This is a genomic window from Emticicia sp., assembly GCF_043780375.1.
Lineage (GTDB): Bacteria > Bacteroidota > Bacteroidia > Cytophagales > Spirosomataceae > Emticicia.
Map to the genome: position 1 here is coordinate 22,202 of NZ_JAYWCU010000124.1, position 6,886 is coordinate 29,087.

The window sequence follows — 6,886 nt, forward strand, 5'->3', positions numbered from 1 at the left end:
CTATGAAAATATTCCATAAACTACCATACCCGACATAATCGCTACTACTAACCAACCAATTATTTGTAAAAATAAAGAGTGCTTATAGCTGCCTACAAGTCTCGACTTTCGACTGGCTACTAAGATAATTGAGAGTGCAATTGGCAAAATAAAACCATTCAGAGTACCTACAAACACAAGTGTTTTGATTGGTTGTCCAACAAAAATAAAGATAATCGTAGAGAAAACAATAAAGCCAATAATGATTTGGCGATTATATTTTTCAAAATTTGGATGAAAAGTTCGTAAAAAAGAAACCGAAGTATAAGCAGCACCAACGACCGACGTAATGGCAGCAGCCCAAATTACAATCCCGAAGATTTTATAACCAATATCGCCCGCCGCACTCTGAAATACCGAAGCAGGTGGATTTTCTTTGCTGAGTGTAAAACCGGCAACTACCACACCCAAAGAAGCTAAAAAAAGCAAATATCGTACTACGGCAGTTACCAAAATACCCATTGTGGCACTTCTATTGATTTCGGGAAGGTTCTCTTCGCCACTAATTCCTGCATCAATAAGGCGATGCACACCTGCAAATGTAATATAACCGCCAACCGTACCACCTACGAGTGTAACTGTTGCCAAAGCGTCAAATTTTTGAGGAATAATTGTTCGCCTTACTGCTTCAAAAACAGGTGGATTTGACACAAAAACAACGTAGAGAATTAAAATAATCATCAAAAAGCCAAGTATTTTAGCAAAATTGTCCATTGTTTTTCCTGCTTCTTTTGAAGAAAAAATACCAATCGCAATTGCAGAACTGATAACTGCTCCAATTTTTACATCAATGCCAAAAAGAACTTCTAAACCTAATCCTGCACCTGCAACATTGCCAATATTAAAAGCTAAACCACCAATTACAATCAAAAAAGCCAATAAATAACCAAGTCCAGGAAGGAGTTCGTTGGCTAAATCTTGAGCGGGCTTCTTGCAGACAGAAACCACACGCCAAATATTGAGTTGCGTACCAATATCTAATAAAATAGAAAGCAAAATTACGAAGCCAAAACTTGCAGCGAGTTGTTGCGTATATACTGTGGTTTGAGTCAAAAAGCCTGGGCCAATAGCGGAAGTAGCCATCAAGAAAGCAGCCCCGATGAGTGTTGAGGAACGTTTGTTTTTCATAATTTAATAGTTTTATAGTGGTTGAGTTTTTTTACTTAATACCTTTATTTTCTAATGTTTTCTTTGTTTTAATTTTACTTCAACTTCACCGTCCAAACTTCAAATCTGGTTTTGTTGGGATTATAAATAAACAATTTATTATAGGTTTCGGAGTAAGAAATGGCAGGTAAATTGGTGGCTGGCAGAGGTTTATCACCTATGGTATTTCCTTTTATGTCGAAAACAGTATTGTTTTTTCCGTCGAAAATGGCAATTAATCTTAAATCATTACCCAAATCGAAATACCTTAGTTGCGATTTCATGAAGTTGGTACTTTCGATTTTAATGACCGAATTTCCCTGTTTATTGAAAATTACTAAAGATGTAGGCGTGCGGCGAACAATGAACCAATCTCGGCGATTTTGGTCAAATAGAACTTCAAAAACAGTTGCTTTGTCGGGACGTTCTAACTGAATATTTTCTTTGTCCTGACTATTGCCTGCCATATCTACTTTTTTGATTTCTCCAATTTCGGAAACTAAAGTCAAAACTGAAGTTTGGTCTTTGCTTTCTTCTATCACCATTGCCACTGGTCGAGCTGTGAGCGGAACTTTAGGAAATCCTTTCAGGCTATGTCCTTGTTCGTATATGACATCCAAAGTTCCATCTTTCTGCAAAACTGCCAAATAAGCATTGTTTTTGAATTTTACTGGTAAAATCTGAACAATATCTGTAAAATTACTTGATGTTTTTATCTTGCTAATTTTTTGCGTTTCTTCATTTATTATGTAGATATTTCCTGTGCCATCGGCTACATATATTTTTGTTTCGTTGGCAGCAACGGCTTTCACACCGCTATTTAGAGGAACATTCGGAAAGTTTGCCTCTAAACCTTTTTCGCTATCACGAGAAAAAAAAATTAAATTATTGGGTGTAGTGCTTAAATAATGGAGCAGTCCATTTTGAAAATAATCGGTAGGTATTAAATGGTTACTTGTAAGTGGTTGATTAATTGAAACCTTATTGATTTCTTTGGCAGTATTACTCACCATAAGTACCTGATTATTGGCTTGTTGTAACAATATTTCGTCGGCAGCAGTTACTGAATTTTTAATAATATTTGGATAAGCCACAAATGCTGAGTTGCTTGTGAGGCTATCTTGCAAAAAGTATTTCTTAATTAATATTTCTCGCTGTGTTTGTGGGATTTTCTCAATCAAAAATTTTGTACCGAAAGTGCTATTGATTACAAAATTTTCGACCGACATAAAACGAATTGCTTTGGCTCTTGCTTCATGTTTGATTGTAGTACTTTGCCATTTTGATGGCAATGAATAATAAATATTGTTCCAAACTCGCTGCGGACTTATGATTCCTGTAAATTGTGCTTGTGGACTTAGTTTTTTAATAAAATCTCGATAAATGCCCGATTTTGCCCAAGTTTGTCCAGTATTTAAGTTATTTAGATATTCTCGCATGGCATCTTCGCTATTGGCAAGAATAATATAATCGTCTTTTCGGGTGAAATAGCAATCAGAAAAACCTCTAAAAATCGAACCGAAAAGCATTGCAGGTAATTGACTAATTTCGATTTTTCGGACATAATTATTCAGATAAGTAAATGGCTTGGACTTGAAATAAGAAGACAGTTTTTCGGAAGAATTAGCAAAGTCTTCAAACAAGGTCATAGATTCAGCTGAATCTTCAGTTTTGATTAACAAGATTTTTTTGGAAGGTTCGTCGGCTGATGTCTCCATTTCACACATAACTACTTCATCTTTCAAAACCGAATAAAGACTGCTCAGATTAGCATTTAATAAGTTATTTACGCTATCACGCTCGGCTAAAAGTTCTTGCTCATTGGTTCGCATATAGTTATTCAAATCTTGTGCAAACCTCAATTTATTGCTAAAACTCATGCGAAAAGTGATGGCAGTGTTTTCAGTAATTAGATTGGTACATGTAAAAGGTTGGGGCTTTTGTCGCCCAAAAATTCCCAAAAATGGAATATTATTGGTTCCGCCTGAGTAAATATAAGCAGAAATCGTATTCGGCATTTTTTGCTTCTCGAAAACAATATCAGGATTACGGGGTGTAATATTTCCAAAAAACTCAATCAGGTTTGGAGATAATTGTGAAGGCAAAATATCAGCAACATTTTGTAAATTTCGACTTTTGAAATAAATATGGGCTGTTCCACGGCGGCTCTCTCGAAAAGGTACTCTTTCGATAGCTACGCCCGAGTTAATTCGATTAGCAACTTCTTCGAGCAGCACTTTCGAACCACTACAAATCAAAAAATCGTCGTGAATAAGAAAATTGAATAGCAAACGGCTATTATTATAATATAATTCGTTGATACGAAAACCTTTGTAGGTGCGACCATATACTTTTCGTTTGGATGCATCGGGTTGTGTAAGAGCATTAAGGAAATTTCCATCGCCGAAAGCCCCAGCAGGAATATAAATGATGTATTCGAGGTTCTTTTTATTTTCTCGGTGAAGTGAATATGTTATTAGTTTTTTCTCTACAAATTTCTTTGCAAGTTCTTCATTGTCAACGCTTTGAATAATAGCCTTCAACTGAGCAAGAGCATCATAGAAAACAGGAATATCAGATAATTGTGTAGAGTCCGACTGCTTTTTATCAAATAATGATTGTTGTATTTCAGAACTTTCGACAACCAAAAAAGCGTTATCTGGTACATAACTCCAAGCATCATTGCGAGGTGCAAACCAGATTTTGTAGATAATAAATATCGCAACGAGGCATAATAACACGTTGATGTACCATAGGTATTTAGCTTTTATCATGTCAATAGTCGAAGGTATAAGGCTCAAAGTCGATAGTTTTGGATAAATTATCGACTGATTATCTACACGGGCTTATTTTTGGAATATAAGTTGGTAGATTTGCAAAAATAAGTAATTAAAGATGTAATGTTCAAAATTTGGACTTCAAAGTTTGCTCTTATTTGATAAAATGATTCAGTTAGATACAATTTGTGCGTTGTCAACTCCTCAAGGTATTGGGGCAATCGGAGTAATTCGTGTTTCGGGCGAGCGTACTTTTGAAATTGTTAATAAGATTTTCAAAGGAGGTTCTCCAAAAAAGGATTTAAATACAGTTGATTCGCATACGATTCATTTTGGGACGATTAGAGATGGTGATGTGATTGTCGATGAGGTTTTGATAGCAGTTTTTAAAACACCCAAAAGTTTTACGAAAGAAGATGTCATCGAAATTTCGTGTCATGGAAGTGACTACATAATAAGGTATATTTTGAAACTTTTGTTGCAAAATGGCTGTCGTATGGCTCAAGCTGGAGAATTTACGCAAAGGGCTTTTTTGAATGGTCAATTTGATTTAGTACAAGCCGAAGCAGTAGCAGATCTGATTGCTGCCGACTCGGAAGCAGCTCATAAAACGGCCATGAATTTGATGCGTGGCGGTTTCTCGAATCAACTGAAAGTTTTACGTGAGGAGCTCATTAATTTTGCAAGCCTTGTTGAACTCGAACTTGATTTTGGTGAAGAAGATGTAGAATTTGCCGAAAGAGACGATTTGAAATCTTTGATATTGAAAATTCAGAATTTTCTGAAAATATTAATAGATTCTTTTGATGCAGGAAATGTAATCAAAGAAGGAATTCCAGTGGTAATTATTGGCCCACCAAATGCTGGAAAATCTACATTATTAAATATTTTACTTAACGAAGAAAAAGCCATCGTTACCGAAATTGCGGGTACGACTCGAGATGTTATTGAAGATATACTTTTTATTGAAGGAATAAAGTTCAGATTTATTGATACAGCTGGAATCAGAGCTACAAAAGATATAGTTGAATCTATTGGAATTGAACGCTCAAAAGAGGCAATGCGACGAGCAGAAATAGTCTTGCTACTCACTGACAATCAAGTAATTAACGAAGATTTTATTTTAGATTTTGAGGAGAAAAAAATCATTAGAGTTAGGAATAAGATAGATTTGTTTGAAAGTTTACAAAACACCTCACCCAAAGATACTTTCCTTCAAGGAGATGGAAGTAAAGATAAAAAGTCTCTCTCCTACAATGAGAGGGGTTGGGGTGAGGACTATTTAAATTCCGAACAACTAAACATCTCCGCTAAAAACAACATTGGAATTGAAGAGCTTAAAATCGCAATTGTAGCTAAAGCAAAAGTCAAAAAACAAGCAGATACTATGCTGACAAATTTAAGACATTTTGAACATTTGGTAAAAGCAAATGAAGCTCTAAGTGAGGTTCTTAATGGCTTAGATATAGGAATAACAGGAGATTTTTTGGCTCAAGATATTCGACTTTCATTACATCATCTAGGTGAAATCACGGGCAGTATCACGTCAGATGATTTATTGGCAAATATTTTCAGTAAGTTCTGCATTGGAAAGTAACCGCCCAAAATAAGCAAATATCAAACACATAGAAAAGACAGCTAAACGCCTAATAATTAGGTATTTAGCTGTTTTTTATTGCCTGTTTGTTTTGTTTTGTTATTGGTTTATTTTGTTTATATTTGTACCTCATTTGTACCTCAACGGATTTCTGCACCTCGAATCCGTTTTTTAAGGCGAAATTATTGCACTTAAATACACTTATTTATACTTACAATATCTTACAGCAATACTATGAGTTCAAATATTAAGGTACAAAGAATTTGCCAGCAATGCGGTAATGAATTTACAGCCCTGACAACAGCCACAGCGTACTGTTCTAAGCAATGTAATAGTAAAGCCTACAAAGCAAAGTTAAGAGCAGGAAAAGTTGAGGTAAGCAATAAAGAAACCAAGCAGATTAAAAACAAACCTATTGAAGAACTGAAAACTAAGGAGTTTTTGAGCGTTCGGGATGTTTCAAAACTGATAGGGTGTTCCGTTCGCACTATCTACTATCATATTGAGAATGGAAATATTAAAGCCGTTAACATAGGGCAAAGAATCACAAGGGTAAGACGTTCGGACATTGATAAACTATTTGAGCAACCTCAACCAATTTTAAGCCCTCCAAAGTTAATTGAGTACCATATTTCGGACTGTTATACTATTATGGAAGTACAAAACAAATTTGGCATTTCAGATTCAGCACTCAATAATATCACAAAACGAAATAATGTATTAAAAATAAAAAAAGGAAAGTTTACATACGTTCCGAAAGTAATTATTGATAAACTATTAAGCTAATTTCTAAGCATAAAGGACAAATGGCTACCAAAGTAACACTTCGAGAAAAACCAATTTCTAAAAATAGACATAGTTTGTATTTAGATTTTTACCCTCCGATTATCGACCCAACCACAGGCAAACCAACTCGAAGGGAGTTTTTAGGCTTTTACCTAATTGATAAGCCCAAAAGCCCTATTGATAAAGACCACAACAAAGAAACTTTGGCAGTAGCTGAAAGCATAAGGCAGAAACGCCAAAATATTTTGGATAAACCCGAAATTTACACAGGTTACGAGCAGGAGCAGTTGAGGTTGAAAGAACAAGGCGAACAAAATTTTGTTGAGTATTTCAAAAAGTTGGTAGATAAGCGTAAAGCATCGAACTACGATAACTGGGTTTCAGCTTATAAGTACCTCAACGCTTTTACTAAGGGTACGCTGCGAGTTAATGACCTCAACGAAAAGTTTTTCAATGACTTCAAAGAGTATTTGCTTACTACGCAAAGCAATAAAAGTGATAAGGTTATTCTTTCGCAAAATTCGGCAGTATCGTATTTTAA

Annotated in this window: 5 protein-coding genes; 3 read left to right on the plus strand and 2 right to left on the minus strand. The window is 35.2% G+C overall.

The window, feature by feature from the left end:
• Together ACH2CJ_RS10020 and ACH2CJ_RS10025 are read right to left on the minus strand one after the other, a co-directional pair.
• The gene (locus ACH2CJ_RS10020) at nt 1–1,167 is read right to left on the minus strand and encodes an NRAMP family divalent metal transporter (RefSeq protein ID WP_394992551.1); all 1,167 of its coding nucleotides are present in this window, start codon (nt 1,165–1,167) and stop codon (nt 1–3) included.
• A 74-nt stretch (nt 1,168–1,241) separates the two neighbouring features.
• Nucleotides 1,242–3,986: a hypothetical protein gene (locus ACH2CJ_RS10025; protein WP_394992553.1), complete on the minus strand. Its 2,745-nt coding sequence runs from the start codon at nt 3,984–3,986 to the stop codon at nt 1,242–1,244.
• A 142-nt stretch (nt 3,987–4,128) separates the two neighbouring features.
• On the opposite strand from ACH2CJ_RS10025, the gene mnmE reads away from it, so the two are divergent.
• The 3 genes from mnmE to ACH2CJ_RS10040 form a co-directional block, all read left to right on the plus strand.
• Entirely contained in the window at nt 4,129–5,559 is a 1,431-nt protein-coding gene (mnmE, locus tag ACH2CJ_RS10030; RefSeq protein ID WP_394992555.1) for a tRNA uridine-5-carboxymethylaminomethyl(34) synthesis GTPase MnmE, read from the plus strand.
• A gap of 234 nt (nt 5,560–5,793) precedes the next feature.
• Complete coding sequence (locus ACH2CJ_RS10035; protein ID WP_394992557.1) at nt 5,794–6,345, plus strand: helix-turn-helix transcriptional regulator; 552 nt, start codon at nt 5,794–5,796, stop codon at nt 6,343–6,345.
• Nucleotides 6,346–6,365: 20 nt separating this feature from the next.
• Nucleotides 6,366–6,886, plus strand: a 521-nt coding sequence (locus ACH2CJ_RS10040) for a phage integrase SAM-like domain-containing protein (RefSeq protein ID WP_394992559.1), incomplete at its 3' end; no start/stop codon positions are given.

Excerpts from the sequence above, each read along its gene's own strand:
- mnmE (WP_394992555.1), top strand. The coding sequence starts at position 4,129 with ATGATTCAGTTAGATACAATTTGTGCGTTGTCAACTCCTCAAGGTATT.
- ACH2CJ_RS10035 (WP_394992557.1), top strand. The coding sequence starts at position 5,794 with ATGAGTTCAAATATTAAGGTACAAAGAATTTGCCAGCAATGCGGTAAT.
- ACH2CJ_RS10020 (WP_394992551.1), bottom strand. The coding sequence starts at position 1,167 with ATGAAAAACAAACGTTCCTCAACACTCATCGGGGCTGCTTTCTTGATG.